26 protein-coding genes are annotated in these 23,945 nt (G+C 71.5%); 19 read left to right on the forward strand and 7 right to left on the reverse strand.

Going from position 1 to position 23,945, the window contains the following annotated elements; all coding sequences use genetic code 11:
* Positions 1 to 11: 11 nt before the first annotated feature.
* Positions 12 to 182, forward strand: a complete 171-nt coding sequence (locus H2041_RS00190; protein WP_293408178.1) for a hypothetical protein — start codon at positions 12 to 14, stop codon at positions 180 to 182.
* Positions 183 to 221: 39 nt separating this feature from the next.
* Here H2041_RS00190 and H2041_RS00195 read toward each other — a convergent pair whose 3' ends face one another.
* Complete coding sequence (locus H2041_RS00195; protein ID WP_293408180.1) at positions 222 to 767, reverse strand: GNAT family N-acetyltransferase; 546 nt, start codon at positions 765 to 767, stop codon at positions 222 to 224.
* Positions 768 to 863: 96 nt separating this feature from the next.
* Between H2041_RS00195 and H2041_RS00200 the strand changes: the two genes are divergently transcribed.
* The 4 genes from H2041_RS00200 (at position 864) to H2041_RS00215 (ending at position 3,869) form a co-directional block, all read left to right on the forward strand.
* Positions 864 to 1,652, forward strand: coding sequence for a glucose 1-dehydrogenase (locus H2041_RS00200; RefSeq protein WP_293408182.1), 789 nt, complete (start codon positions 864 to 866; stop codon positions 1,650 to 1,652).
* Between the two features lie 9 nt (positions 1,653 to 1,661).
* Positions 1,662 to 2,156: an ATP-binding protein gene (locus H2041_RS00205; protein ID WP_293408184.1), complete on the forward strand. Its 495-nt coding sequence runs from the start codon at positions 1,662 to 1,664 to the stop codon at positions 2,154 to 2,156.
* A gap of 168 nt (positions 2,157 to 2,324) precedes the next feature.
* Entirely contained in the window at positions 2,325 to 2,798 is a 474-nt protein-coding gene (greA, locus tag H2041_RS00210; RefSeq protein WP_293408186.1) for a transcription elongation factor GreA, read from the forward strand.
* 78 nt (positions 2,799 to 2,876) lie between these two features.
* Entirely contained in the window at positions 2,877 to 3,869 is a 993-nt protein-coding gene (locus H2041_RS00215; protein WP_293408188.1) for a mitochondrial fission ELM1 family protein, read from the forward strand.
* Here the strand turns inward: H2041_RS00215 and H2041_RS00220 are convergent.
* Positions 3,866 to 4,093, reverse strand: coding sequence for a hypothetical protein (locus H2041_RS00220; RefSeq protein WP_293408191.1), 228 nt, complete (start codon positions 4,091 to 4,093; stop codon positions 3,866 to 3,868). The genes H2041_RS00215 and H2041_RS00220 overlap by 4 nt on opposite strands.
* Before the next feature lie 125 nt (positions 4,094 to 4,218).
* Between H2041_RS00220 and H2041_RS00225 the strand changes: the two genes are divergently transcribed.
* The 4 genes from H2041_RS00225 (at position 4,219) to pseH (ending at position 7,784) form a co-directional block, all read left to right on the forward strand.
* On the forward strand, positions 4,219 to 4,935 hold the full coding sequence (locus tag H2041_RS00225) for an NTP transferase domain-containing protein (protein ID WP_293408193.1): 717 nt from the start codon (positions 4,219 to 4,221) through the stop codon (positions 4,933 to 4,935).
* Entirely contained in the window at positions 4,935 to 5,963 is a 1,029-nt protein-coding gene (gene pseG / locus H2041_RS00230; protein ID WP_293408195.1) for a UDP-2,4-diacetamido-2,4,6-trideoxy-beta-L-altropyranose hydrolase, read from the forward strand. Before H2041_RS00225 ends, pseG begins: the two co-directional genes overlap by 1 nt.
* Positions 5,964 to 6,039: 76 nt before the next feature.
* Entirely contained in the window at positions 6,040 to 7,218 is a 1,179-nt protein-coding gene (locus tag H2041_RS00235; RefSeq protein WP_293408197.1) for an NAD(P)-binding protein, read from the forward strand.
* Positions 7,218 to 7,784, forward strand: coding sequence for a UDP-4-amino-4,6-dideoxy-N-acetyl-beta-L-altrosamine N-acetyltransferase (gene pseH / locus H2041_RS00240; protein ID WP_293408199.1), 567 nt, complete (start codon positions 7,218 to 7,220; stop codon positions 7,782 to 7,784). Before H2041_RS00235 ends, pseH begins: the two co-directional genes overlap by 1 nt.
* On the opposite strand, the gene pseI is transcribed toward pseH, so the two are convergent.
* Together pseI and H2041_RS00250 are read right to left on the reverse strand one after the other, a co-directional pair.
* Positions 7,781 to 8,860, reverse strand: a complete 1,080-nt coding sequence (pseI, locus tag H2041_RS00245; protein ID WP_293408201.1) for a pseudaminic acid synthase — start codon at positions 8,858 to 8,860, stop codon at positions 7,781 to 7,783. The two genes, pseH and pseI, sit on opposite strands and share 4 nt — an antisense overlap.
* 51 nt (positions 8,861 to 8,911) lie before the next feature.
* Entirely contained in the window at positions 8,912 to 9,196 is a 285-nt protein-coding gene (locus tag H2041_RS00250) for a hypothetical protein (RefSeq protein ID WP_293408202.1), read from the reverse strand.
* A 50-nt stretch (positions 9,197 to 9,246) separates the two neighbouring features.
* Between H2041_RS00250 and trxB the strand changes: the two genes are divergently transcribed.
* From trxB to H2041_RS00265, 3 genes are all read left to right on the forward strand, one after another.
* A complete protein-coding gene (trxB, locus tag H2041_RS00255; RefSeq protein ID WP_293408774.1) occupies positions 9,247 to 10,257 on the forward strand; it encodes a thioredoxin-disulfide reductase in 1,011 nt (336 codons plus the stop codon).
* A 28-nt stretch (positions 10,258 to 10,285) separates the two neighbouring features.
* Positions 10,286 to 11,584, forward strand: a complete 1,299-nt coding sequence (locus H2041_RS00260; protein WP_293408203.1) for a UDP-N-acetylglucosamine 1-carboxyvinyltransferase — start codon at positions 10,286 to 10,288, stop codon at positions 11,582 to 11,584.
* Between the two features lie 272 nt (positions 11,585 to 11,856).
* The gene (locus H2041_RS00265; RefSeq protein WP_293408204.1) at positions 11,857 to 12,345 is read left to right on the forward strand and encodes a GNAT family N-acetyltransferase; all 489 of its coding nucleotides are present in this window, start codon (positions 11,857 to 11,859) and stop codon (positions 12,343 to 12,345) included.
* Here H2041_RS00265 and H2041_RS00270 read toward each other — a convergent pair.
* Positions 12,342 to 13,472, reverse strand: a complete 1,131-nt coding sequence (locus H2041_RS00270) for a cell wall hydrolase (RefSeq protein WP_293408205.1) — start codon at positions 13,470 to 13,472, stop codon at positions 12,342 to 12,344. The two genes, H2041_RS00265 and H2041_RS00270, sit on opposite strands and share 4 nt — an antisense overlap.
* 106 nt (positions 13,473 to 13,578) lie before the next feature.
* Between H2041_RS00270 and H2041_RS00275 the strand changes: the two genes are divergently transcribed.
* The 6 genes from H2041_RS00275 to H2041_RS00300 all read left to right on the forward strand — a co-directional run bounded on the left by H2041_RS00275 (position 13,579) and on the right by H2041_RS00300 (position 21,538).
* Positions 13,579 to 15,963, forward strand: coding sequence for a PAS domain S-box protein (locus H2041_RS00275; protein WP_293408207.1), 2,385 nt, complete (start codon positions 13,579 to 13,581; stop codon positions 15,961 to 15,963).
* Positions 15,964 to 16,119: 156 nt separating this feature from the next.
* Entirely contained in the window at positions 16,120 to 17,208 is a 1,089-nt protein-coding gene (gene nadA / locus H2041_RS00280; protein WP_293408210.1) for a quinolinate synthase NadA, read from the forward strand.
* Positions 17,208 to 18,734, forward strand: a complete 1,527-nt coding sequence (locus H2041_RS00285) for an L-aspartate oxidase (protein WP_293408214.1) — start codon at positions 17,208 to 17,210, stop codon at positions 18,732 to 18,734. Before nadA ends, H2041_RS00285 begins: the two co-directional genes overlap by 1 nt.
* On the forward strand, positions 18,731 to 19,576 hold the full coding sequence (nadC, locus tag H2041_RS00290; RefSeq protein ID WP_293408216.1) for a carboxylating nicotinate-nucleotide diphosphorylase: 846 nt from the start codon (positions 18,731 to 18,733) through the stop codon (positions 19,574 to 19,576). The genes H2041_RS00285 and nadC overlap by 4 nt, the downstream gene beginning before the upstream one ends.
* A 34-nt stretch (positions 19,577 to 19,610) precedes the next feature.
* Positions 19,611 to 21,275, forward strand: coding sequence for a glycosyltransferase family 4 protein (locus H2041_RS00295; RefSeq protein ID WP_293408218.1), 1,665 nt, complete (start codon positions 19,611 to 19,613; stop codon positions 21,273 to 21,275).
* 53 nt (positions 21,276 to 21,328) lie between these two features.
* The gene (locus tag H2041_RS00300; protein WP_293408220.1) at positions 21,329 to 21,538 is read left to right on the forward strand and encodes a hypothetical protein; all 210 of its coding nucleotides are present in this window, start codon (positions 21,329 to 21,331) and stop codon (positions 21,536 to 21,538) included.
* Positions 21,539 to 21,585: 47 nt separating this feature from the next.
* Here H2041_RS00300 and H2041_RS00305 read toward each other — a convergent pair whose 3' ends face one another.
* On the reverse strand, positions 21,586 to 22,287 hold the full coding sequence (locus H2041_RS00305) for a DJ-1/PfpI family protein (RefSeq protein ID WP_293408222.1): 702 nt from the start codon (positions 22,285 to 22,287) through the stop codon (positions 21,586 to 21,588).
* 83 nt (positions 22,288 to 22,370) lie between these two features.
* Between H2041_RS00305 and H2041_RS00310 the strand changes: the two genes are divergently transcribed.
* On the forward strand, positions 22,371 to 23,321 hold the full coding sequence (locus H2041_RS00310) for a GlxA family transcriptional regulator (RefSeq protein WP_293408224.1): 951 nt from the start codon (positions 22,371 to 22,373) through the stop codon (positions 23,319 to 23,321).
* On the opposite strand, the gene H2041_RS00315 is transcribed toward H2041_RS00310, so the two are convergent.
* Positions 23,318 to 23,860 carry a DUF1003 domain-containing protein gene (locus tag H2041_RS00315; RefSeq protein ID WP_293408226.1) on the reverse strand — a complete coding sequence of 181 codons (543 nt, stop codon included), beginning with the start codon at positions 23,858 to 23,860 and terminating at the stop codon, positions 23,318 to 23,320. The genes H2041_RS00310 and H2041_RS00315 overlap by 4 nt on opposite strands.
* Between the last annotated feature and the right edge of the window lie 85 nt (positions 23,861 to 23,945).

Genomic DNA, 23,945 nt, shown 5'->3' on the forward strand with positions numbered 1-23,945 from the left:
GGAGTACGTCCATGCACGTCGACGAAGGCCACGAACACCACGCCGCCCGTCCCCACAAGCATCTGCTGCGCCGTTTCGAGGGCGCGACCGACCTCATGGTGGTGGCGCTGATCGTCCTGCTCGGCGGGGCGATGCTGTTCGGCCTGCTGACCGCCGGCGGCAGCCCGACCTGGATGCAGTAGGGCTTCGACCGGCCTATCCGGAGGCGCCCGCGGCGGCGCTCAGACCGGCCGCGCCAGGACCAGGTCGTCGTAGAGATTTGCGCCGACCTGGAACTGGCGGACGCCGACCTGGGCGAAGCCCTGCCTCCGGTAGAAGCCGATCGCCTGGGCGTTCTTCGAAAAGACGCCCAGGAGGATCCGCTCGAACCCGCGGGCCGCCGCGTCAGACCGCGCGGCGGTCAGCAGTTCTGCGCCAAGCCCTGCGCCGTGGTAGCGGCTGAGCAGGTAGATGCGCTTGATCTCCACGTCGCCCGGTCCGGTCTCCACCGGCAGGTCCGGCGGGTTGAGCGTGACATAGCCGACCGGGGCGCCGCCCGCCGCCTCGGCGATCCACAGGCCATGGTCTTCCCGCGCCAGCCATGAGGCGTAGAGTTCGGGCGCATGCTGAGCGGCGCAGTGGGCCAGGATGTCCGCGCCCGGCAGGACCTCGGCATAGGATTCCAGGAAGGTGGCGCGGCCGACGAGGGCCAGGGCCTCGGCGTCGGACGGCGAACAGGCGCGGATCGTGACGCCCGCGGACGATCGCGCCTCTGGCGGCTGGCTCATCCCGTTCCCCCTCCGGCCTTTCCCGACTTCCCTCCCCCTCAAGCCTAAGCTAGGCCGGTCCGCAAGCGCAGTTCAGACGCAGGACGGGAGGACATCATGCCGGGACGGGTGGAGGGCAAGGTCGCCCTGGTGACGGGCGGGGCGAGCGGCATCGGCCGCGCCTGCGCCGAACGGCTGGCGGCCGAAGGGGCCAAGGTCGTCGTCACCGACGTGCAGGATGAGAAGGGCGAGGCCGTCGCCGGCGCCCTGCCGGAGGGCCTCTACCTGCGCCACGACGTGACCGACGAGGACGCCTGGGCGAAGGTCGTCGCGGCGACCGCCGACCGGTTCGGCCGGCTGGACATCCTGGTCAACAACGCCGGCATCGGTCTGGGCGGCTCGGTCCTGGAGATGAGCCTGGCCGATTTCCGCAGGCAGATGGCGGTGAACGTCGAAGGCGTCTTCCTCGGCGTGAAGCACGGCCTGCCCCTGATGCGGAAGAGCGGCGACGGCGGCAGCATCATCAACATGTCGTCGGTCGCCGGGCTGAAGGGGGCCGCCTCGCTGGCCGGCTACTGCGCCAGCAAGGGCGCGGTGCGCCTCTTCACCAAGGCCGTGGCGCTGGAATGCGCCCAGGCGCAGGACAAGGTGCGGGTGAACTCCGTCCACCCCGGCATCATCGAAACGCCGATCTGGGACACCATCATCGGCACGGGCGGGCCCGGCGCCAACGCCGCGCCGGAGCGCAGCGCGACCCTGGACGCCATGGCCGGCATGACGGTGCCCCTGGGCATGAAGGGCCTGCCCGCCGATATCGCCGACGGCGTGCTGTGGCTGGCGAGCGCAGAGTCCCGCTATGTGACCGGCGCCGAACTGGTCATCGACGGCGGCTTCTCCGTCCGCTAAGCGGGCGCCATGACCGCCACGCTGCACGTGATCTTCGGGCCCCAGGGGGCCGGCAAATCGACCTATGCCCGGGATCTGGCCCGCCGCCTGCCGGCGGTGGCCTTCGCCATCGACGACTGGATGGGCCGGCTCTTCGGGCCCGACATGCCCGAACCCCTGGAGTTCGACTGGATGATGGAGCGCGTCGACCGCTGCGAGGCGCAGATCTGGTCGACCGCAGCCGGCGTGATCGCGGCCGGGACCTCGGTGGTGCTCGACCTCGGCCTCATGCGCCGCAGCGACCGCGCCCGCGTGGCGGAGATCGCCCAGGCTGTGGAGATCCCCATCCAGTGGCACTTCGTCGACGCGCCTCCGGAGGTCCGTCGCGAACGCGTGTTGGGCCAAGGGGATGGGCAAGGGTCGCGCATGCTGGTCACGCCCGAGATGTTCCACTTCACGGAGAAGGCCTACGAGGCGCCGGACGAGGCGGAACTGCGCGGCTGCATCGTCAGCGAAAGCCACTGATCCGCCCAGAGATTCTGGAACGCCTGCCGCGCCGCGGCGTTGTGGCGGGCTGCGGAGCCGGGCCAGACTTGCGTTTCGCAGCGCACACTCATATCGTTTCAGCCCCCGGACGACAGCGCCCGCGGCCGGAGACCTCCCTTAGGGCGCACTACCGAGTCATCACCCGCCATGGAAAAAGTCCCGATGACCGCCGGGGGCTATCAGGCTCTCGACGATGAACTGAAGCGTTTGAAGACCGTGGAGCGGCCATCCGTGATCGCCGCCATCGCCGAAGCGCGCGAGCACGGCGACCTGTCGGAGAACGCGGAGTACCATGCCGCCAAGGAGCGGCAGGGCTGGATCGAAGGCCAGATCGCCGAGATCGAGGACAAGCTCGCCCGCGCCCAGGTCATCGACGTCTCCAAACTGTCCGGCACCCAGGTGAAGTTCGGCGCCACCGTCTCCCTGGTGGACGAAGACACCGAGGAAGAGGCTCGCTACCAGATCGTCGGCGAGCACGAGGCCGACGTGAAGGGCGGACGCATCTCCATCTCCTCGCCCATCGCCCGCGCCATCATCGGCAAGGAAGTGGGCGACGTGGTCGAGGTGAACACGCCCGGTGGCGTGCGCTCCTACGAGGTCGTCAAGGTCGAGTGGATCTGAGCCGCGCCACGTCGCAGCCGCAATGATCTGTCACAGCCTGCCCAGGCGGCGCCTTCCGGCGCCGCGATGGGGACTCACGTGACCAAGGACCGCGGCGCGCCGCCCAGCGTCTGGGTCGTCTCGGACGGCCGGGCGGGCATCGAGAACCAGGGACTGGGCCTGGCCGAGGCCATGGGCCGTGAGCGGCCCATCGACCTGTCCGTGAAGCGGATCGGCTGGAAGGGCGCGCTTGGACGCCTGCCCTGGTGGCTGCATCCCCTGCCGCGCCAGACCCTGGCGCCCGGCTCGGACATCGCGCCGCCCTGGCCCGACATCTGGATCGCCGTCGGCCGCGCCACCCTGCCGCTCTCCATGCGCATGCGCCGCTGGACGCGCGGCCGCACCATGGTGGTGCAACTGCAGGACCCGCGCATGCCGACGGGCCCCTTCGACCTGGTCATCCCCCCGCGCCACGACCGGATGAAGGGCGAGAACGTCCTGCCCATCCTCGGCTCGCCCCACCGGGTGACGGCCGAGCGGCTGGCGGCCGACTATGCGCGCTTCGAAGACCAGCTCGCGCCCCTGCCCCGGCCGCGGGTGGCGGTTCTGATCGGCGGCAAGTCGAAGGCCTTCAACCTGTCGCCGGAACGGGCGGCGGAAATGGCGCGGGAGATCGAGACCGCCGTCGCCGCGGCCGGCGGATCGGTGCTGGTGACCTTCTCGCGCCGGACGCCGGAGGCCGCGAAGGCGATCCTCGCCTCGCGCCTGCGCCACCTGCCGGGGATGGTCTGGGACGGCGAGGGCGACAACCCGTACTTCGCCTTCCTGGCGGCGGCGGACTACGTCCTCGTCACCGAGGAATCGACCAATATGACCACCGAGGCCGCCTCGACCGGCAAGCCCGTCTTCGTGCTGAAGATGGAGGGGGAGAGCCTCAAGTTCCGGCTCTATCACGACGAGCTGCGCGAACTGGGCGCCGCAAGGCCGTTCGCCGGGCGGTTCGAGGACTGGACCTATCAGCCCCTCGACGAAACCGGCCGCGCCGCGCGTGAGGTGCTGCGCCGCTTCGACGCCCGCTCCGGCGTCGGCTAGGACCGCGCCTTGATGCCGACGCGGCGGTAGCGCGCCATCATGCGTGGCGCGATCACCCAGGCTGCGGGGACCGAGGCGATGGCAGTCGAAAGCACCACGATGGGGATGGTGAGCTGGGCGGAGACGTCCGGCCGCAGCCACAGGGCGATTATCAGCCCGGCGCCGAACATCACGGCCTGGACCATGGGATAGACAAGGGCGGCCACCATCAGGCGGGTCGACATCTGAGCCTCGTTCTTCTGTCCCGACTTCCTCATCCGAACGGCCGCCCGGCCCGGCGGGTTCCGGGGGCGAAGGGACCGACCCATTGCCGCCGCAAAAGAGCCTATCGTGGCGCCAGGAGGACCGATTGATTCTCGCCATACTTCAGGCCCGCCTCAGCTCGTCGCGGCTGCCGGGCAAGGTGCTGTCGCCGCTCGCCGGCGCCCCCATGCTGCTGCGCCAGGTGGAACGGGTCCGGCGCGCCCGCCGGCTCGACGCCCTCGTCGTCGCCACGAGCACCGATCCCAGCGACGACCTGCTGGAGGCGGAGATGACCCGCGCCGGCGTGGCCGTGCGCCGCGGCGACCTGGACAATGTGCTCGCCCGCTTCGTCGGGGTGCTGGACACCGACCCCGCCGACCACGTGGTCCGGCTGACCGGCGACTGCCCCTTGAGCGATCCGGAGGTGATCGACGCCACCATCGCCCGCCACCTGGAGACCGGCGCCGACTACACCAACAACCGCTACGACCCGGTGGGTTTTCCCAAGGGTCAGGACGTGGAAGTGGTCCGCGCCGAGGCGCTGCGCCGCGCCGCCCGGACGGCCACGACGCGCGAGGAGCGTGAGCACGTGACCTGGGGCATACGCAACGCGCCCGACGCCTACCGCCTGGCGCGCCTGGATCCGCCGGTGGACGAGGGCGAGGTGCGCTGGACCGTCGACACGCCGGACGACTACGCCTTCGTCCGGGAGGTGTTCGAGGCGCTCTATCCGGTCGATCCGAACTTCACTTCGGAGGACGTACGCGTCTTCCTGCGCGGCCGGCCCGACCTGCAGACCTTCGGCGGAGACCGACGCCTGTGATGTCCCGCATCCTCTTCATCGCCAACGCCGGACCGGCGGTGGGCGGCGGCCACGTCATGCGCAGCCTGACGCTGGCCGCGGCCCTGACCGAGCGCGGCGCCGAGTGCCTCTTCCTGGCCGATCCGGCGGTCGAGGCGATCCTGGCCGCCTTCGCGCCGGACATCGGCCGCCGGCCGGTGGCGGACCTGTCCGCCGACAGCATCGTCGCCACGACGGGCGCTCTGGCCTTCGAGGCCGTGGTGTTCGACCACTACGGTCTCGGGCGCGAGACGCACGAGGCGGTCTCCGACGGGCGCCCGTCGCTGGTCCTCGACGACCTCGCCGATCGGCCGCTGGGCGGGGATCTGGTCCTGGATTCCGGTCCGCATCGCACGGCCGCCGACTATGCTGATCTGGCGCCCAAGGCCCGGCTGCTGCTCGGCCCGGCCTATGCGCCGGTGCGTCCGGCCTTCGCCGCCCTGCGCGACAGCGCCCTGGCGCGACGCGGCGGCGAGCCCCGGCGCGTCCTCGTCTCCATGGGCCTGACCGACGTCGGCGGGATCACCGGGCGCGTCGTCGAACGCCTGCGCCGACGCTTCGGCGACGCCGAACTGGACGTGGTGATCGGCGCCGGCGCGCCCAGCCGCAAGGGATTGTCGCGCATCGCCGCCCACGACGGCCGCCTGCGCCTGCACGTCGACACCCCCGACATGGCCGAGCTGACGGCCGCCGCCGACCTGGCCGTGGGCGCTGCCGGTTCGGCCATCTGGGAGCGGTGCGTGCTGGGCCTGCCCAGCGTGGCCGTCACCCTGGCGGAGAACCAGCGCCCGGCCGCCAAGGCCCTGGCCCAGGCCGGCGCCCTGCTGTGGGTCGACGCCGAGGCGGCCGACTTCGACACCGCCTTCGACCGGGCGATCACGCGCCTCTTCATCGACCGCGAACTGCGCCGCAGCCTGACCGAAAAGAGCGCGGAGATCTGCGACGGCCTGGGGACGGCGCGCGTCGCCGAGGCCTTCTGGCCGCTGCTGGCCCAGGCCGCGACCGTCTGACGCAGGCAATTTAACCGAACCTTCTCAACCTCTGCGTGATCCTCCTCCCTTCAAGTGCTGGTCGGGGAGACGCGGCATGACCAAGGTTCGCATCATCGGCGGGGGCCTGACCGGCATCCTCGCCGCCTTCGAAGCCCATCGGCTGGGCGCCACGCAGATCCGCCTGCAGGACGCGCTGGACCGCCTCGGCGGCTGGAGCCTGCCGCGCACGATGCAGGGACTGGAACTGCGCGAGGGCGAGTTCGCCTTCGGCTCGGCGCACGACCCGATCCGTCGCAGCCTGGAATGGCAAGGCGTCACCTTCGACGAGGTTGAACTCTATTTCGGGGCGGTCAGCCCCACCTCCGACGGCCGTCGGGCCGACTGGGGCGAAGGCCCCGTTCTCGCCGCCCGCAACCCGATGGGCCGATCGGACGGCGAGACCCTCTGCGACCATCTCAGAGCCTATCCGCGGGAAGCCGCCGAGCCGCTGCGCCGCTTCTGCCAGTGGCGCCTGCCCCTCTGGCTCGATCAGGTCCACGCCAGCGCGGCGGCGGCGCTCGCGCTGGACCGCACCCGCCTGGTCGGCCCGGGCGAAAGCCCGCCGCCCGGCTTCGCCCTTCGCGGCGCGATCCCGCGGGAGGGTCTCTCCGGCCTGTTCGCCGCCAGCGGCCGGGCGCTGGCCCGGCTGGGCGCGCAGATCGAGCTCGGCGTCCTGGTCTCCCCGCGCGAGGCCGCCCTGGACCGCGAGCCGGACGAGGTCATCGTCTGGGCCGCCGACCCGACGCCGCTGTTCGACCTGGCCGCCCTGCCCCGCCCGGCGGCCGTGGCGGAGCGGGTGGCGAGCTATGTGTTCCGCGCCGACATCGCCGCGCCGCGGCCGCTGACCGTGCGAAACTTCACGGCGGTAGGGCCGGTCACGCAGGTCCGCGTCTATGAGAGCCGGGGCGAGACGCTCGTCGCGCTCGAATGCGTGGACGAGGCGAACGACGCGGAACTGCGGCGCGAGGCCACGCGCCTCCTCTCCCCCTTCGCCGAACGGCCGCCGGAACTGGGCGCCTGCCTGTTCGCCAATGTGCGCAGCCGCTTCGCCTGCCCCACGGTCGAGGCTGTCCGGGGCCTGGCCCGCCTGAAGGCCGAACTTGCCCAGCGGCATACCGGCGGCTTCCTTGTCGCCGGCTGGGAGTCGGCCGACGCGGCCGCGCGCTTCGCCGCGCTTTCCGGCGAGATGCAGACCGCTCTGGCCGGAGCGGGGCCCGTCTCGGCGGTGGCGTGATGAGCGCGCCGCACGTCGTCCTGCGCGACGTGGGCGAGGCCGACCGGACGCGGCTGCGCGACTGGCGCAACCTGCCCGACGTGTCGCGCTGGATGTATTCCGACCACGAGATCAGCCCCGCCGAACACGATCGCTGGTTCGACGCCGCCCTGGCCGACCCCGCCCGGCGCTACTGGATCATCGAACTGGACGGCGAGCCCGTGGGCCTCGCCAATCTGGCCGACATCAGCCGCGAGCATCGCCGCTGCGCCTGGGCCTACTATCTCGCCTCGCCCGCCGTCCGCGGCAAAGGGGTGGGCGCCTTCGTCGAGTTCTGGATGATCGAACACGTCTTCGGCGTGCTCGGCCTCGAAAAGCTCTGGTGCGAGGTGCTGATCGAGAACGAGGCCGTCTGGAAGCTGCACGAGTCCTTCGGCTTCCGGCGCGAGGCCCTCTTCCGCCGCCACGTCTGGAAGGGCGGCGAGCCCCGTGACGTCGTCGGACTGGGCCTGCTCAAGGACGACTGGGCTCAGGCGCGCGCGGCCAGCCGCGAACGCCTGATCCAGAAGGGCTATGCGATAGCCTAGGCCTGCGCCGCCCGCTGCGGCGAGGTCAGCATGTCCCAGGCCAGCGGCTCGCCGCGCGCCAGGTCGCGCGCCGCCGTCATTCCGATCACCGCCTCCAGATGCTCCGGCGCAAGGCCGAGCCCCGGCCGGATCGAGCGGACATGGGCGCGCCCGATCGTCTCCCCCGCCCTGACCTCGGCGGCGACATAGAGCGAGCGGCGGAACTGGGCGTTGGCCCGCTCCGAGCCCAGCAGGTCGTACTGCGCCGTCCCCAGCGCCTCCCAGGCGGCCCGGGTGTCGGTCACCAGCGCGCGGAACTCATCCGGCTCCAGGGAAAAGGCGGCGTCCGGCCCACCGTCGGCCCGGGCGAGCGTGAAGTGCTTCTCGATCACGCAGGCCCCGAGGGCCACGGCCGCCACGGCCGCCGCCGTGCCCGGAGTATGGTCCGAAAGGCCGACGGGACAGCCGAAACGCTGCGCCATGTCGGGCACGGTGCGGACATTGGCGTCGGCCATCGGGGCCGGATAGCTGGAAACGCAGTGCAGCAGGACGACCCCGGCCGCGCCCGCCTCGAGCGCCGCATTGCGGGCGGCGGCCATCTCGGCGAGGTTCGCCATGCCGGTGGAGATGACCAGCGGCTTGCCCTGGCGCGCGGCGTAGCGGATCAGCGGCAGGTCGACGGCCTCGAAGGAGGCGATCTTGTAGGCCGGGGCCTCAAGTCCCGCGAGCAGGTCGACCGCGGTTTCATCGAAGGGGCTGGAGAAGAGAGTCACGCCCCGCTGGCGGGCCCGTTCGAACAGCGCCGGGTGCCACTCATAGGGCGTCTGCGCTTCCTGGTAGAGCTCGTAGAGGCTGCGTCCGTCCCACAGGCCGCCTTGGATTCTGAACTCCGGCCGGTCGACGTCCATGGTGATGGTGTCGGCGGTGTAGGTCTGGATCTTGATGGCGTCGCAGCCCGTCTCCGCCGCGGCGTCGATCATCGCCAGCGCGCGGCCCAGGTCGCCATTGTGGTTGCCCGACAGTTCGCAGATCACATAGGGCGGATGGGCGGGACCGATCTTGCGGTCGGCGATCTCGATTTCAGGAGGCTGGGTCACCTGGGTCGCTCCGGTTTCGCCTGATCCTAGCCCTGGAGCGAAAAGAGGTCGTTAACCCTGGCCGCCGCCGCGGCTCGCCCAGGCGACGCCGACGACCGCCCCGAGGCCAAGGCCGAAGGCCACGCCGAAGGCGACGCTGCCGAACACGGCCCCCAGAGCCGCCCCCAGGGCGACGCCGGCGGCGATCCAGCCGCCGGTCGCCCGAAGGCTCGCCCGGCCCGCGACGCCCGGCGGCGTCAGCGGCCCGTCGGATGGCGGGCGTTCGGAGGGCGGGCGTTCGGAGGGCGTGGCGGGATCGGAAGGTTTCGGCTCGTCCATGCCGATTGAACGCGCCAATAGAAGTCCTGGCGCCGTGCGCCCCTCCCAAGGAGCGGAATCTGCTCTAAATAAGCCCCATGTCCGAACCCCGCACCACCCGCTGTCTCATCGTCGGCTCCGGCCCGGCCGGCTACACGGCCGCCATCTACGCCGCCCGCGCCCTGCTGAATCCCGTCCTGATCGCCGGCATCCAGCCGGGCGGCCAGCTGACCATCACCACGGACGTGGAGAACTATCCGGGGTTCGCCGACGTGATCCAGGGCCCCTGGCTCATGGACCAGATGCGCGCCCAGGCCGAGCATGTGGGCACGGAGATGGTCGACGACATCGTGGTCGAGGCCGACCTCTCCAAGCGCCCCTTCCGGCTGACGTGCGATTCGGGACAGGTCTGGCTGGCGGAGACCCTCATCATCGCCACCGGCGCCCAGGCCCGCTGGCTGGGCCTGGAGACCGAGGAGAAGTTCAAGGGCTTCGGCGTCTCGGCCTGCGCCACCTGCGACGGCTTCTTCTATCGCAACAAGGAGGTCGTGGTGGTCGGCGGCGGCAACACCGCCGTGGAGGAGGCCCTCTTCCTGACGAGCTTCGCCTCCAAGGTGACGCTGGTCCACCGCCGCGACGAACTGCGCGCCGAGAAGATCCTGCAGGAGCGCCTGCTGGCCCATCCCAAGATCGAGGTGATCTGGGACCACGCCATTGACGAGGTGCTGGGCGAGACCGACCCGCTGGGCGTCACCGGCGTGCGGCTCAAGAACGTCAACACCGGCGAGACGCGGGATCTCGACTGCGCCGGCGTCTTCATCGCCATCGGCCACGCGCCGGCCTCCGAACTCTTCAAGGGCCAGCTTTCCATGGATTCGGCCGGCTATCTGGATGTGAAGCCGGGCACGACCTCCACCGAGATCGAGGGCGTCTACGCCGCCGGCGACGTGACCGACCATGTCTATCGCCAGGCGGTGACCGCCGCGGGCATGGGCTGCATGGCCGCCCTTGAGGCCGTGCGCTTCCTGGCCGAAGAAGACCACCGCAAGGCCCACCACCCCATCAGCCACGCCGAGGCCGAAAAGATCGGCACGTGGTAGGCGGACGCCTCCAGCTTCACGAGGGCCCATGACCAATCTGATCGTGCGCGGGGGCCGTCCCCTGCGGGGCGAGATCACGCCCTCCGCCAACAAGAACGCCGTCCTGCCGGTGCTCTGCGCCACCCTGCTCAGCGATGCGCCGCTGGTGCTGCACCGCGTGCCCGACATCACCGACGTACGGAAGATCCTCGACTTCTTCCGCGCCCTGGGCAGCCAGGTCGACATGGATTTCGGCACGGGGACGCTGCGGCTGCATCACGGCGAGAACCTGGACCCGAGCCGTGCGCACCTGCCGCTCGGCATGCGCTCGTCCGTGATGCTGATCCCCGCCCTGCTGCATCGCTTCGGCAAGGCGAGCCTGGAGGACGAGGCCAAGGGCTGCACCCTCGGCGCGCGCGAGATCGACCCGCACCTGGAGGTCTTCGAGGCCTTCGGCGCCCGGGTGGAGATGCGCGAGGCCGCCATCCTGATCGACGCGAGCGAGGGCTTCCACGCCACGCGGCACTGGCTCGACTACGCCTCGGTCACGACGACGGAGAACTTCGCCATCTGTGCGGCCGTCGCCAAGGGAACCTCGCAGCTGGTCAACGCCGCCTGCGAGCCGCATGTGCAGGAGTTCTGCCGCTTCCTCGTTCAGATGGGCGCCAGGGTGGAGGGCGTCGGCGCCTCGACCCTCACCATCGAGGGCGTGGAGACGCTGGGCGCGACCACCTTCACCTTCCAGGACGACTTCCACGAGGTGGCGACCTTCCTGGCCATGGGCGCCATCACCGGCGGCGACGTGGCGGTGCGCAACGGATCGGCCGACGTCTTCCCGCTCATCGACCGCACCTTCGCCAAGTTCGGCGTCGAGGTGACGCACCAGGACGGCTGGTCGCGGGCGCGCCTGGACGGGCCCCTGCGCGTGCGCCAGCCCTTCACCAGCCACATCCTGCAGAAGGTCGAGGCCGCGCCCTGGCCCTATGTGCCGGCCGACCTGCTGCCGATCTTCATCGCGCTCGGCGTGCGCGCCGAGGGATCGGTGATGTTCTGGAACAAGGTCTATGAAGGGGCGCTGGGCTGGACGTCGGAGCTGGCCAAGTTCGGCGGCCACGCCGTGCTGTGCGATCCGCACCGGGTGATCACCTATGGCGGCAAGCCGCTGTTCCCCGCCCAGGTGGAGAGCCCCTACATCATCCGCGTGGCCATCGCCCTCTTCATGCTGGCCGCCAGCATCGAGGGCGTCTCGACCATCACCAACGCCGCCCCGATCAAGCGCGCCCATCCGAATTTCGTCGAGAACCTGAACGCCCTGGGCGCCGATGTGGAGTGGGTGTCGGGGGACTAGGTTGGGCTCCTGTCCGGCCGTCTGCATGACGACCGATCGACGGCATGGAACGCTGCATGTCGGCGCGGCGGGACTGGAGATCGCGCTGATCAAGGCGGAGAACCCCGAATGGGTGGACCTCCATCCAGGACTCATCGGATCGCCTGCATCACCTTCGAGCTTGACCCGAGGGTCCATGCACGCTGCGGCGGGCCCCGTGCTCATGGATGGTCGGGTCAAGCCCGACCATGACGAACAATAGTGCTTTGCAGCATAGCGGTATGGAGCCCTGCATGATCCGCCTTGTGACACCGGCCGACCACGCCGACGTCCGCGACCTGAACCTGTCCGCCTTCGACGGCGCGGCGGAGGCTGATCTCGTCGAAGCCCTGCGGACCGACGGCGACGTCGTGTTGGAGCTTGTGGCCGAAGAGGCCGGCGAGATCGCCGGCCATATCCTCTTCAGCCGCCTGTGGGCCGACAGCGAGGGCCTCTTCGTCGCGCTTGCGCCCGTGGCCGTCGTTCCCGCCCGGCAGGGTCAGGGCGTGGGCTCCCGCCTGGTGCGCGCCGGGCTGGAATTCTGCCAGGAGTTCGGCGTTCACGCGGTGATCGTCCTCGGTTACCCGGACTACTATCCGCGCTTCGGATTCTCGGCGGAGGCCGCCGGCAAGCTGAAGAGCCCCTATGCCGGCTCGCCCGCCTACATGGCCAAGGCGCTGGAGCCCGGCGCGCTGGATGAGCCTCTGACGCTCGCCTATCCTGACGCCTTCTCTCGCCTCTAGTCCTCCGGCGCAGCGCGCGCGGGAAGACCTTCGTCGAGCCGCGCCTCGACCTTGGCGAGGCTCTCGTTGATCTGCCGGACTTCCTCCGGGGTCGGCGCCCGTCGCGTCGGCGTCAGCACGCCGGCCACGCGGGTCGAGGCCCCGCCCGGCGCCTGATCGGCCACGTCATAGGTGCGCACCTCGCCGGCGACGGCCAAGGTCACCGAGCGCCCCGCGGGCACGCCCTGGGCCTGCGGATCGAACAGGCCCTGCGTCCGGGCGTCGGTCCCGCCCAGCACCACGGGCGTCAGGTTCCGTTCGCCGCCGGCATAACGGCTCGTGAAGGCCGGCGGTTCGCCCATCGGCCCCGTCCAGCGATAGAAGATGTGCGCGCCCACCTTGGTCAGCTTGACCAGGGTCGGAGCCCAGTAGGGCGCCACATAGTCGGCGTGGTAGTGGGTGGCGGGACCGACGCCCGTTTCGACGAAGCCGTCGAGGGCCTCGCGCGCGACGTTTTCGGCCCTGCGCCACAGCCCCGGCTCCGGCGCCCACATCAGCGAACCGTCGCAGGTGAAGCTGAACTGACAGCCCGTGCGCCGCGCCGAGCCCTGAAAGACCACGCCGCAGACGGAGTCCGGATAGGCCGGGTGACGCACGCGGTTCAGCACCACCTGGGCCACCGCCCGCTGGCCCTCCAGCGGCTCGCGGGCGGCCTCGTAATAGATGGCCTGAGTCAGGCAGCGCAGCGCCTGCGCCCGGTCGCCGGAAGAGGCGCGCAGGACGAAGGGCGACATCGCATTGATCGGCGCGCCGGCGAACGGCCGCAAGGCGTTGATTTCGCGCGCGGTGCGGTCGAACGTGGTGCCGAAGCCCAGGGTCGGTATCTCGGCGAGATCGAAGGTCTCCCAGCCGGCGGGGCGTCCCCAGTAATCGGTGTGCGGCGCCGGATCGTGCCGGCGCGCCAGGGCCAGCATGGCCGGGTCCATGTCGGCGGTCAGGCGGCGCAGGCCTTCGTCGGAGAGGTTGCGCGCCACCGTCGCCAGGCCCTCGGCCCGGCCGGCGTACATCGGCCGGTCGTAGGTCGTGAGGCAGCCGCTCAGCAGGAGGGCCGCGGCCAGGGCGAAGAGGGGGCGGAGCAAAGTGGTCAAGCTTGCGTTGTAGGCTCAAGTGCAAGGGCGGACGCGGCCCTCCGGAGTTCCTCTATATGCAACCAGAAGCCGGCGAAAAAGCGGACGGAACACAAGGGCTTCCCCGATGACGCGAACGGAGGACCGACTGCTGTCCCTCATCCGCGGCGAGCCGCCGGGCTTCGCATGGGCCCTGGCCTTCTGTGCGGCCAGCCTGGCCCTGGGCGTGCTGGTCCGCGTCGCCTTCGTCGGGCTGGACGCGGGGCTCGGCATGTCGATCACCTATGTGCCCGCCTTCATCGCCGCCACCCTCTATGCCGGACGCCGCTGGGGCTGGGCGACCCTGGCTGCGGCCATGGTGCTGGGGGTGTTGTGGCCGAGCGCCTTCGCCCGCTCCGGCCCGATGCTGCCCCTGCAGGTGATGTACCTGATATCGGGCGTGATCACCGTCTGGTTCTCCGGCGAACTCAGGGCGGCTCTGGTCCGCCTGGAGGAGACCCGGCGGCACGAAGCGGAGATCCGCCGGGCCCTCGACGAGGCCGAGGCGCGGCTGAAGCTGGCCCAGGAGGCCGGCGGCGTCGGCGTCTGGGACTGGAACCTGGAGACCGGCGAGACCCACTGGTCCAGCGCCGTCCATCGCAATCTCGGCCTCGATCCGGCCGAGCCGCCGGGCGTCGAGGCGATGATGCGCATGATCCATCCCGACGACCAGGAGCGCATGAGGGACATGGGCCGGCAGGCTCGCGACGGGGCCTTCGAGCCGGTGGAGTACCGCGTGGTGCGGTCGGACGGCTCGGTGCGATGGCTGCTGTCGCGCGGCGAGGTCCTGGAGGAGCAGAGCGGCGCCCGCCGGGCCATCGGCGTCAACATCGACGTCACCGAGCGGCGGCGCGCGGAGGCCGAACTGCGCGAGAGCGAACTGCGCTTCCGCACGCTGGCCGACAGCGTGCCCATCCTGATGTGGGTCTCCCACCCCGACGGCCGCCGCGAGTTCGTGAACCAGACCTATGTCGACTTCCTCGGCGCCGGCTACGAGGCCGCCCTCTCCTTCGACTGGCGCCAGCGCCTGCATCCCGAGGACCACGACCGCATCCTGGAGGACCAGGTGACGGGCGAGGCCTCCCGCCAGCCCTTCGTCCTGGAGGCGCGCTACCGCCGGGCCGATGGGGAATGGCGGTGGGTGCGGTCCATCTCCCGGCCGCGCATCGGCCCCGAGGGTCAGTTCCGCGGCTTCGTCGGCGCCGGCTATGACGTCACCGAGGCCAAGCAGGTCCAGGCCGATCTCGAGCACATCAACGACCTGATGGCCGAGCGGGTGGAGGCGGCGCTCGCCGATCGCGATCGCGCCGAGGTGGCCCTGCGCCGGGCGCAGCGGCTCGAGGCGGTGGGACAGCTGACCGGCGGCGTGGCCCATGACTTCAACAACCTGCTCACCGTGGTGATCGGCGCCCTGGACCTCGTCCAGCGCCGGCCCGACGACGTTCAGCGGCGCGAACGGATGATCGAGGCGGCGCTCGCCGCCGCCCGCCGGGGCGAGCGCCTGACCCAGCAGCTGCTCGCCTTCGCCCGTCGCCAGCCCCTGAAGCCGGAGGCCGCCCACGTCGACGACCTGGTGCGGGAAGCCGAACCCCTCCTCCAGCGCGCGGTCGGCGAAGCCGTCAGCCTCGTCTTCTCCCTGGGCGCGGAAGGCGCGGTGGCGCGTCTGGACTCCAGCCAGTTCGACGCCGCCCTGATGAACCTGGCGGTCAACGCCCGCGACGCGGTCACCCAGGGCGGCGTGATCCGCGTGGAAACCACGGCCGTCAGCCTGCGGGAGGGCGAGGTCGAAGGCGCCCCGGCCGGCGGCTATGTCTGCATCAGCGTCCACGACACGGGCGTCGGAATGGACGAGGCGGTGGCCGCGCGGATCTTCGAACCCTTCTTCACCACCAAGGAGGTGGGCAAGGGCACCGGGCTTGGCCTGTCGCAGGTCTACGGCTTCGCCCGGCAAAGCGGCGGATCGGTCGCGGTCGAAAGCGCGCCTGGCCTGGGAACGACGGTCCGCCTCTACCTGCCTCTCACCGAGGACGCGTCCGTTCCGGGGCTCCTGGCCGGACATCAGCGAGGCTCGGAGCCGCCGCAAGCGCCCGGACGGGCGCTCAAGATTCTGCTGGTGGAGGACGACGCCGACGTCGCCGAGCTGGCCCGGGACATGCTGCTCGACCTCGGTCACGCCGTCCGCCATGTCTCGGGCTTCCAGCCGGCCGTCGAGCTTCTGCGGTCCGACGCCGAACTCGACCTCCTGCTCACCGATCTGGTCATGCCCGGCGGGGGCACCGGCGCCGACGTCGCGCGGGCGGCGATCGAAGCGCGTCCGGGCCTGCCGGTGGTCCTGTGCTCCGGATATGCCGGCGAGGTGCTGGAGACCCGCGACGAGCTGCCCTGGCCCCTGCTTCGCAAGCCCTATTCGGCCGGCGATCTCGCCCAGGCCATCGAGGCGGCGCTCGTCTCGGCCTCCGCGTCGCCAACCTGAAGCTTGCCGCTTGCATCTCACCGGCAAGGGTCTATATGTGTGACGAACGAGTTATGCTCTTTCTGAGCATATTAGCGGCGCCTCGCTAAGACGACTGCCCCGAGGCGCCTTTCTTTGGGCCGGTGAAATGCTCACTTTGAGCATAAGGAGGACGCCATGGCCGCCGACGGTTTCGCCCCGCTGGACTTCACCCCCGAGGTGGAAGCCCTGACCCTTCCCCTCTGGGAGAAGGTGAAGAAGCACGTCACGCCCATGGAGTGGCGCCTGCAGGCGCCGCTGATCGCCGAGATCAACCGCCTCAAGCGGGAGAAGAACGCCGTCATCCTGGCGCACAACTACATGACGCCGGAAATCTTCCACGGCGTGGGCGACTATGTGGGCGACAGCCTGGGCCTGGCCAAGGAAGCGGCCAAGTCGGACGCGGCCATCATCGTCCAGGCCGGCGTCCACTTCATGGCCGAGACCTCGAAGATCCTGTCGCCTGAGAAGCGCGTGCTGATTCCGGACCTGCGGGCCGGCTGCAGCCTCGCCTCCTCGATCACCGGCGAGGACGTCCGGCTGATCAAGGCCCGCTATCCGGGCCTGCCGGTCGTCACCTATGTGAACACCACCGCCGACGTGAAGGCCGAGACCGACGTCTGCTGCACCAGCGCCAACGCCGTGCAGGTGGTGGAGCACGTGGCGCGCGAGTGGGGCGTCGACAGCGTCATCCTGATCCCCGACGAGTTCCTGGCCCGAAACGTGGCCCGCCAGACCGACGTCAAGATCATCGCCTGGAAGGGCCGCTGCGAGGTGCACGAGCGCTTCGACGCCCAGGACATCCTGGACCTGAAGGCGGCCTATCCCGGCGCCCAGGTCCTGGCCCACCCCGAGTGCCCGGCCGAGGTGCTGGAGGTCTCCGACTTCGCCGGCTCGACCGCGGCGATGAACGACTACGTGCTGACGAAGAAGCCCAAGCAGGTGGTGCTGATCACCGAATGCTCCATGGCCGACAACGTCGCCGTGGACGCCGTGGACACCGAGTTCGTGCGGCCCTGCAACCTGTGCCCGCACATGAAGCGGATCAGCCTGCAGAACATCTATGAGGCCCTGGTCAAGGAGCAGCACGAGGTCACCGTCGATCCGCAGATCGCCGAGCGCGCCCGCCTGGCCGTGCAGCGGATGATCGACCTGCCGCCGCCGGCCGAGCCCGCCCGCTACGACCTGGTCAAGGCCCGCCACCATGTGGACGTGGAGCTGATCTGATGGCCCATCGCACCCAGCACGACGGCGTCCTGGTCGTCGGCGCGGGTCTGGCGGGGCTGTCGGCGGCGCTGTCGGCCGCGCCGCGCAAGGCGCTGGTCCTGACCGGCGCGCCGCTCAACCACGGCTGCTCCTCGGCCTGGGCCCAGGGCGGCATGGCCGCCGCCCTGTCGGCGCAGGACGATCCCGCCCTGCACGCCGCCGATACGGTGGCCGCCGGCGCCGGCCTCGTCGATCCCGAGCGCGCCGCCTTGCTGGCCCGCGAAGGCGCGGCGGCGGTGCGCCGCCTGGCGGAGCTGGGCGCGCCGTTCGACCGCGATGCGGCCGGCGACTTCTCGCTGAGCCTGGAAGCGGCGCACAGCCGCGCGCGCGTCGCGCGGGTCAAGGGCGACCAGGCCGGCCGCGCCATCATGGCCGCGGTGAGCGCCGCGGCCCTCGCCCAGCGGCACATCGAGGTGCGGGACGGCATGCGCCTGCGCGGGCTGCTGCAGGACGAGACGGGCCGCGTGCGGGGCGTCGTCGTCGAGCACGGCGGCCAACTGCATGAGATCACCGCGCCGGCCGTGGTGCTGGCCACCGGCGGCATCGGCGGCCTCTACGCCGTGACGACCACTCCGCCGGAGCTGCGGGGCGAGGGCCTGGGCCTGGCGGCGCTCGCCGGCGCGCTGATCGGCGACCCGGAGTTCGTCCAGTTCCATCCGACGGCGATCGACATCGGCCGCGACCCCGCGCCGCTCGCCACCGAGGCGCTGCGCGGCGAAGGGGCGCGCCTGGTGAACGGGAACGGCGAGGCCTTCATGGCCGCCTACCATCCCGACGCCGAGCTGGCGCCCCGCGACGTGGTGGCCCGCGCCATCCACGCCGAACTGGCGGCCGGCCGCGGCGCCTTCCTGGACGCCCGCGCCGCCGTGGGCGACCACTTCCCCGACGCCTTTCCCGCCGTGTTCGCCGCCTGCCTGTCCGGCGGCGTCGATCCCCGCGTCCAGCCGATCCCGGTGGCGCCGGCGTGCCACTACCACATGGGCGGGATGGTCACGGACGAGAGGGGCGCGACCAGCCTTCCGGGCCTCTTCGCCGCCGGCGAGTGCGCCTCGACCGGCGTCCACGGCGCCAACCGCCTGGCCTCGAACTCCCTGCTGGAAGCGGCCGTCTTCGGCGCGCGCGCCGGGGCCGCCGCGCGCGAGGCTGAGGCCGCGAGCGCCCGCATCACCCGCACGGCGGCCGCGCCGGTCCTGCCGGAGGGCGCGGTGACGGAGCTGCGCCGCGCCATGAGCGCCGAGGCCGGCGTCGTGCGGGACGCCACGGGCCTGTCGCGCCTGCTCGCTCAGCTGGACGCGCTGGAGGCCGCGCATGGCCGGACGCCGGAACTGGTCGCCGCCCGGCTGACCGCCGCCTGCGCCCTGGACCGCCGCGAGAGCCTGGGGGCCCACTTCCGCGCCGATGCGCCCGAGACGCCGGCCGAACCGCGCCGGACGCTGGTGACCCTCGACGCCCTGCCCGCCTCGCCTGCCTGCATCGCCGCCGAATGACCGAACCCCTCCCTGACCTGCTCATCGAGCCCGTCGTCCGCGCCGCCCTGGCCGAGGATCTCGGCCGCGCGGGCGACGTCACCGCTCTCGCCTGCGTGGAGGCCGACGCCCGCCTGTCGGTCGCCTTCGCGGCGCGGAAGGCCGGCGTCGTCTCCGGCCTCGCCTGCGCGCGGCTCGCGCTGCAGACGCTCGACCCCGAAGCCCGCTTCGAAACCCTGGTCGGCGACGGCGCGCGCATCGCCGCCGGCGCGGTGCTGGCGCGCGCCGAAGGCAACGCCCGCGCGGTCCTCTCGGCCGAGCGGACGGGTCTGAACCTGCTCGGCCGGATGAGCGGCGTCGCCACCCTGACCCGGGCCTATGTGGACGCCGTCGAGGGCACGGGCGCGCGCATCGTCGACACCCGCAAGACCACGCCGGGCCTGCGCCACCTGGAGAAGTACGCCGTGCGCTGCGGCGGCGGCGTGAACCACCGCTTCGGCCTCGACGACGCCATCCTCATCAAGGACAACCACATCGCCGCCTGCGGCGGCGTGGCCGAAGCCGTTCGACGCGCCAAGGCCTTTGCGGGCCACCTGATGAAGGTGGAGGTGGAGGTCGACGGTCTCGACCAGCTGGAGGACGCGCTGCGGCACGGTCCCGACGTGGTCATGCTGGACAACTTCTCTCTGGCCGATCTGCGAACCGCCGTCGGCCTGGCCAAGGGCCGCGCCGTCCTGGAGGCCTCCGGCGGCGTGACCCTGGAGACCGTCCGCGCCATCGCCGAGACGGGCGTCGACGTGATCAGCGTGGGCGCGCTGACCCACTCCGTCATGTCGCTGGACATCGGGCTCGACGCGATCTGATATCCGCCTGCGCCGCACGGGCGTCGGAGGACACATGCGCGGCGAACTGGCGATCCACCACCTGGGCGTTCGAGTGGGGCTCGGCCAGAACCCGTTCGGCCGGGACGTGGCCAATCTGGCCCTCTTCCGCGCCTTCGCCCGGCATGGCGGTTTCGAGCGGCTGCACCTGCTGACCCCCTTCCGCATCGACCCGGCCGCCGCCCACGAAGCGCTTTCGGCCGGCGAGGCTCTGGCGACCGAGGTGGAGTACGGCTCCCTGCTCGATCAGGGCCGCATGGCGCGGGCCGGCGTCCTCTTCCGGGGCAAGGCCGACCTGCCCGAGCTCGCCTGGGCGCGGCGCAGCGCAGGGCGGGACCTCGACTACAGCCTTGTGGGCCTGATCCACACGCTCGCCCCGCCGCTGACCCGGCAGGAGATCGCCCTGGCCAGCGTCGCTCCGGTGGAGCCGTGGGACGCCATCGTCTGCACCTCGCCGGCGGTGCAGGGCGCCATGCAGACCATGTTCGCCGAGTGGACGGACTATCTGGGCCAGAAGTTCGGCGGCCCCGAACGCCCGGCCCCGATGCTGCCCATGATCCCGCTCGGGGTCGATCTGGCGGAGATGACCGCCCTGGCCGACCGGCCGCAGGTCCGCGCCGCCGCCCGTGCCAGGCTCGGCCTGTCCGAGGGCGATGTGCTCGTCCTCTGGGTCGGCCGCCTCTCCTTCTTCGAGAAGGCCGCGCCTCAGCCCATGTTTCGTGCGGTGGAGGAAGCGGGCCGGAAGGTGGGCCGTCCGCTGCACTTCGCCCTGGCCGGCTGGTTTCCCAACCCGGAGCACCGCCCGCTGTTCGAGGAGGCGGCGAAAGGCTATGCGCCGACCACCCCGGTGCACTGGATCGACGGCAACGACCGCGTCCTGCTGGGCGAGATGTGGGCCGCCGCCGACATCTTCCTCTCGCTGGTGGACAACATCCAGGAGACCTTCGGCCTGGCGCCCGTCGAGGCCATGGCCGCCGGCCTGCCGATCGTCGCCAGCGACTGGGACGGCTATCGTTTCACCCTCCAGCACGGACGCCAGGCGTTCCTCGCCTCTTCGCTGATTCCGGCTCCCGGGCGTCCGAGCGCCGGCATGCTGCGCCGGCATCAGCTGCGCATCGACAGCTATCAGGCCTATGCCGGCCACGTGGCGTACTACACGGCCATCAATGTTCGCGAGGCGGCCGACGGCCTCGCCGCCCTCGCCGCATCCCCGGACATGCGGCGGCGGCTCGGCCAGGGCGGCCGGCAGCGGGTGCGGGAGGTCTTCGACTGGCCGCAGGTGATGCGGCGCTATCGGGAGCTGTTCGACGAGCTGGCGGCGATCCGGCAGCGGGCGGCGCCGGCGTCGCGCGCCCCAAAGCTCAATCCCGTCAGCGGCGATCCCTTCCGCGACTTCGCGGGCTTCGCCACCAAGGTGCTGTCGCCGGAGACCCGCTTCGCCCTTCGCGAGGGCGTATCGCCGGGCGACGAGGTCGCGCTGGCCCTGACCGTCCGGCTCGACGGATTCGCCGACGCCTGGCGCGCCCCGCCGGACGCCTTGCGCAGGCTGGTGGAAGGTCTGGCCGAAACGCCCTGGCGAGCGCTCGGCGACATCGTCTCGGAGGTTCCGCCGTCCGAGCGGGCGGGCGTGACCTACGGCCTCGTCTGGCTCTGCAAGATGGGGGTGCTGGACTGGCTGTGAGCTTCGGAACCGGGGCGGACGGGACGGGTTGTCCCTGGCAAGGAGGACATCACATGTCGAAACCGCCCCCGATCCCCAAGGACCAGCGCGCCGGCCCCAACGACCGGCCCGACATCGCCGGCGAGGGCCGCGACCGTCGCGACGACGCCGGCAACCTGCAGTCCGACCAGCCGGGCAACGACGACGTCAATCTCCGGCAGCAGGGCCGGCACGGCGACATCAACCAGAACACCCACCACCAGGGTTATCAGCAGAACCGCTGACCTTACGAACGGCGCGCCGGTCCAGGACCGGCGCGTCCTTTCGCGCTTCAGGCCGTCGCCAGGGCGGCCTTCAGGCGGCGGGCGGCCTCCTCGGCCCCGGCCTGGCGGTCGGCGACGGCCGCGGCCATCATCTGGCGCACCCGGGCGAGCACCTCGGCCGGCGCCTCTTCCGGACGCCCCCCCACGAACGGCGGCGACGGCGCGTATTCCAGTCCGAGCTGAACCGAACGGGCGGCCTGTTCGCCGAAGATCTCCGCCCCCACCACCAGGGCGAAGTCGAGGCCGGCCGTGACTCCGCCGCCGGTGAAGACGTTGCCGTCGCGCGAGACCCGGGCCTCGTCGACCTCCACGCCGAACAGGGTCAGCAGGTCGCGCCAGGCCCAGTGGCAGGCGGCCTTCCTGCCTTGCAGGAGACCGGCCGCGGCGAGGATCAGCGAGCCCGTGCATACCGAGGTGACATAGCGCGCTGAGCCGCCGAGGCGCCGGATCTGGGCCATGAAGTCCTCGTCGAGCATGGCGGCCGTGGTTCCGAACCCGCCGGGAACGCAGAGCACGTCGCACGCCTCCACGGCGGCGAGGTCGGCGAGCCGGGCGAAGACCAGTCCGTCGGCCTCGATGTCGCGTCCGCCCATGGAGGCGACGACGGTGCGCGCGCCGGGCATGCGGTTGAAGAACTGATGCGGGGCGGTGAAGTCGAGCTGGGTCACGCCCTCATAGAGCGGGAAGACGATGCGGCAGATGTCGGACATGGCGGCCTCCTCGGTCGGTTGACAGGGGCAGGATGAACCGGTCTAGGCTTGGCCGAAATGACAAAGGTCCCACCAATTCCGCCATGTCGCCGCGCCAGATCGCCGTCCTGATCTTCCCCGACTTCCAGCTCCTGGATGCGGCCGGGCCGCTCTCGGCGTTCGAGATCGCCGGCCGTCACAGCCCCGGCGCTTACGAGATCTCCGTCGTGGCCGCCGAGTCCGGGCTGGTGCGCAGCTCCTGCGGCGCCGCCATGCACGCCCACCCCCTGCCCGACGCGGCGCCGGATACGCTGGTGGTGGCCGGCGGCGACGGCACGCGGCCGGCCATATTGGAGCCCGCCCTGCTGGACTGGACGCGGCGGACGGCGCGCGGCGCGCGGCGCACCGCCAGCGTCTGTTCCGGCGCCTACATCCTGGCCGCCGCCGGCCTGCTGGACGGCCGGCAGGCGACGACGCACTGGAGCCGCACCATCGACTTCCAGCGCCGGTTCCCGAAGGTGCGGCTGGAGCCGGACCGCATCTTCGTGCGTGACGACCCGGTCTGGACCTCGGCCGGGATCACGGCGGGCATCGACTTGAGCCTCGCCCTCGTCGCCGACGACCTGGGCGAGGCGATCGCGCGGGCCACGGCCCAGCAGCTGGTCGTGCCGCGCCGCCGGCCGGGCGGCCAGTCGCAATTCTCGGCCCTGGTCGAGATGGGCGGCCAGTCGGGCCGCTTCGGGGCCCTCTCCCACTGGATCCGCGAGAACCTGACCGAGCCTTTGAGCGTGGAGCAACTGGCCGGGCAGGCGGGCATGAGCCCGCGCAATTTCGCCCGCGCCTTCGCCCGCGAGGTGGGCATGACCCCGGCCAAGGCGGTGGAGCACCTGAGGGTGGAGGCCGCGCGCGAACAGGTGGAGGCCGGCGAGCCGGTCGACCGGGTGGCGATGCGCGTCGGCTTCGGCGAGGCCGAGCGGATGCGGCGGGCCTTCGTGCGGGCCTTCGGACAGCCGCCCCAGGCCCTGCGGCGGGCGGCTCGGGCGGGGAGCCCCTAGCCGAGACGGGCCCGCAGCAGTTCGAGGGTCTCGTTCTGCGCCTTCAGGAGATCGACGACCTCGCGGCTGCGCAGGGAGTCGAGCTTGTCATGCAGCAGCATGATCTCCAGCTCGGCCCGCAGATTGACCTCGTAGTCGTGCTCGGCGGCCTGACGGTCCCGCTCGCTCTGGCGGTTCTGGCTCATCATGATCACCGGCGCCTGCAGGGCCGCCAGGGTCGAGAGCAGCAGGTTGAGGAAGATGAAGGGATAGGGGTCGAAGGCCAGCTCCGAGCCCCGGAACACGAGATTCCAGCCCGCCCAGACCGCGAGACAAAGGCTGAAGCCCCCGATGAAGCCCCAGGACCCGCCCAGGGCGGCGACGCGGTCGGCCAGCTGCTGGCCGAGACTCGCCTCCTCGTCGCGCAGGCGGGGGCCCCGTCCGGTGGGCGCCTCGCGGGCGACCAGGTCGACGACGCTGCGCTGGACCGGCGTCAGGTCCGCATAGGCGCTGTTGAGGAGCTTTCGGGCGAGCTGTTCGCGGCGGGCCTGCTCGGACATGTCGGTTTCCTGGTCGATCACCCGGGGCCGGGTCGCAGGCGCGACTCAGCCCCTGATGATCTCCGCAGGCCGCAGGCCCTTCGGC

It is taken from the genome of Phenylobacterium sp. (genome assembly GCF_013911965.1).
Taxonomy (GTDB): Bacteria; Pseudomonadota; Alphaproteobacteria; order Caulobacterales; family Caulobacteraceae; genus Phenylobacterium.

Bases quoted from the DNA above. Each gene is read 5' to 3' on its own strand.
- H2041_RS00205 (WP_293408184.1), top strand. From the start codon at position 1,662: ATGACCGCCACGCTGCACGTGATCTTCGGGCCCCAGGGGGCCGGCAAA.
- H2041_RS00310 (WP_293408224.1), top strand. From the start codon at position 22,371: ATGTCGCCGCGCCAGATCGCCGTCCTGATCTTCCCCGACTTCCAGCTC.
- nadC (WP_293408216.1), top strand. From the start codon at position 18,731: ATGACCGAACCCCTCCCTGACCTGCTCATCGAGCCCGTCGTCCGCGCC.
- greA (WP_293408186.1), top strand. From the start codon at position 2,325: ATGGAAAAAGTCCCGATGACCGCCGGGGGCTATCAGGCTCTCGACGAT.
- H2041_RS00305 (WP_293408222.1), bottom strand. From the start codon at position 22,287: ATGTCCGACATCTGCCGCATCGTCTTCCCGCTCTATGAGGGCGTGACC.
- H2041_RS00200 (WP_293408182.1), top strand. From the start codon at position 864: ATGCCGGGACGGGTGGAGGGCAAGGTCGCCCTGGTGACGGGCGGGGCG.
- H2041_RS00235 (WP_293408197.1), top strand. From the start codon at position 6,040: ATGACCAAGGTTCGCATCATCGGCGGGGGCCTGACCGGCATCCTCGCC.
- H2041_RS00295 (WP_293408218.1), top strand. From the start codon at position 19,611: ATGCGCGGCGAACTGGCGATCCACCACCTGGGCGTTCGAGTGGGGCTC.
- H2041_RS00265 (WP_293408204.1), top strand. From the start codon at position 11,857: ATGATCCGCCTTGTGACACCGGCCGACCACGCCGACGTCCGCGACCTG.
- H2041_RS00315 (WP_293408226.1), bottom strand. From the start codon at position 23,860: ATGTCCGAGCAGGCCCGCCGCGAACAGCTCGCCCGAAAGCTCCTCAAC.
- H2041_RS00220 (WP_293408191.1), bottom strand. From the start codon at position 4,093: ATGTCGACCCGCCTGATGGTGGCCGCCCTTGTCTATCCCATGGTCCAG.
- H2041_RS00260 (WP_293408203.1), top strand. From the start codon at position 10,286: ATGACCAATCTGATCGTGCGCGGGGGCCGTCCCCTGCGGGGCGAGATC.
- pseH (WP_293408199.1), top strand. From the start codon at position 7,218: ATGAGCGCGCCGCACGTCGTCCTGCGCGACGTGGGCGAGGCCGACCGG.
- nadA (WP_293408210.1), top strand. From the start codon at position 16,120: ATGGCCGCCGACGGTTTCGCCCCGCTGGACTTCACCCCCGAGGTGGAA.
- H2041_RS00195 (WP_293408180.1), bottom strand. From the start codon at position 767: ATGAGCCAGCCGCCAGAGGCGCGATCGTCCGCGGGCGTCACGATCCGC.
- H2041_RS00285 (WP_293408214.1), top strand. From the start codon at position 17,208: ATGGCCCATCGCACCCAGCACGACGGCGTCCTGGTCGTCGGCGCGGGT.
- H2041_RS00300 (WP_293408220.1), top strand. From the start codon at position 21,329: ATGTCGAAACCGCCCCCGATCCCCAAGGACCAGCGCGCCGGCCCCAAC.
- H2041_RS00275 (WP_293408207.1), top strand. From the start codon at position 13,579: ATGACGCGAACGGAGGACCGACTGCTGTCCCTCATCCGCGGCGAGCCG.
- pseG (WP_293408195.1), top strand. From the start codon at position 4,935: ATGTCCCGCATCCTCTTCATCGCCAACGCCGGACCGGCGGTGGGCGGC.
- H2041_RS00190 (WP_293408178.1), top strand. From the start codon at position 12: ATGCACGTCGACGAAGGCCACGAACACCACGCCGCCCGTCCCCACAAG.